Source organism: Wolbachia endosymbiont of Pentalonia nigronervosa (assembly GCF_014534705.1).
Taxonomy (GTDB): domain Bacteria; phylum Pseudomonadota; class Alphaproteobacteria; order Rickettsiales; family Anaplasmataceae; genus Wolbachia.
Genome location: NZ_JACVWV010000178.1, coordinates 1 through 1,064, shown reverse-complemented (window position 1 = coordinate 1,064; position 1,064 = coordinate 1). Strand labels below are relative to the sequence as shown.

Genomic DNA, 1,064 nt, shown 5'->3' with positions numbered 1-1,064 from the left:
ATATTGAGTCAAAAGATATAAAGGTAGATGGTACAGCAACACGTATCACTTGGTCACCAGTTTGGTGTGAAGTTGGCAGAGAATATGCTATTGTTTTACTAACTGATGATCAAAATACTGCAGTTAAAATAGCGGAATTAGGAAAATATGATGCAGTAAACAGCCGTTGGGTAACGAGTCAACCGTATCAGGTGGGAGTGTTACTTTCATCGAGCAATGCCAGCACTTGGACTCCACATCAAAATTTAGATTTAACTTTTCGACTGTTAGCTGCAAAATTTACTGAAAATTCCACCACAATTAATCTTGGCAAGATTACCGCAAATAACACTTCAGATTTAATTGCTCTGGCAAACGTTGAAAAAGTCTCATTTGATACTAATGCTGAGTTTATTTTAACTGAGCAGGATGGAAAAGAGCATTTTTTATCTGATAATCTGCCATTAGCGCTGCGTTCAAGACTCTCTGGAGAATTAACTGTAAAAACAACGCTAAAAGGCTCAAAGGAAAGAAGTCCAGTGCTTTATCCTGGGTTACAGTTGGTTCTTGGAAATGTGGGAGAATCTGCAGATTACGTAACCAGGAGCATTCCAGCAGGTTCAAATACTAAGATAACAATTACTTATGATGCATTAATACCTGGCACTGCCGATGTTAAAGCATATGTGCAAAAAAACGTGGAAAGAGAATGGCAGTTAGTTAATTTAACAACAGGAAAACCTATCGGTGACAACTGGGTGGAGAGGATTCACATACTGACAAACTTTAATGCCAATGAAACCAGGATAAAGCTAGTTCTTAGTGGTACAGTGCAATATCGTCCTAAAGTGAAAAATTTGCGAATAATTATTACATGAAATGCCAGAAGATAAAACGAATAGAGGATATCCACTGCCTCATCCAGAAAATATTGCCGTGCAAGATGTGGTACGTATTCGCACAAGCATTGAAAAAATAGATGAGGATATTACCAGTAGGGAAAATGAACATGATGAGCTGAAGGGTAACTTTGAAAGATTTAGTTTTGAAAAACTGTTAAAATTGTGGGGAAATTAAGAGATGAC

The 1,064-nt window shown here is 37.3% G+C and carries 2 protein-coding genes; both read left to right on the top strand.

The window, feature by feature from the left end; translation table 11 throughout:
• On the top strand, window positions 1–857 hold an 857-nt coding region (locus IC220_RS08245; protein WP_188153825.1), incomplete at its 5' end, for a hypothetical protein.
• A gap of 1 nt (window position 858) precedes the next feature.
• On the top strand, window positions 859–1,056 hold the full coding sequence (locus tag IC220_RS08240) for a hypothetical protein (protein WP_188153824.1): 198 nt from the start codon (window positions 859–861) through the stop codon (window positions 1,054–1,056).
• Window positions 1,057–1,064: the final 8 nt, after the last annotated feature.

Bases quoted from the DNA above. Each gene is read 5' to 3' on its own strand.
- IC220_RS08240 (WP_188153824.1), top strand. From the start codon at position 859: ATGCCAGAAGATAAAACGAATAGAGGATATCCACTGCCTCATCCAGAA.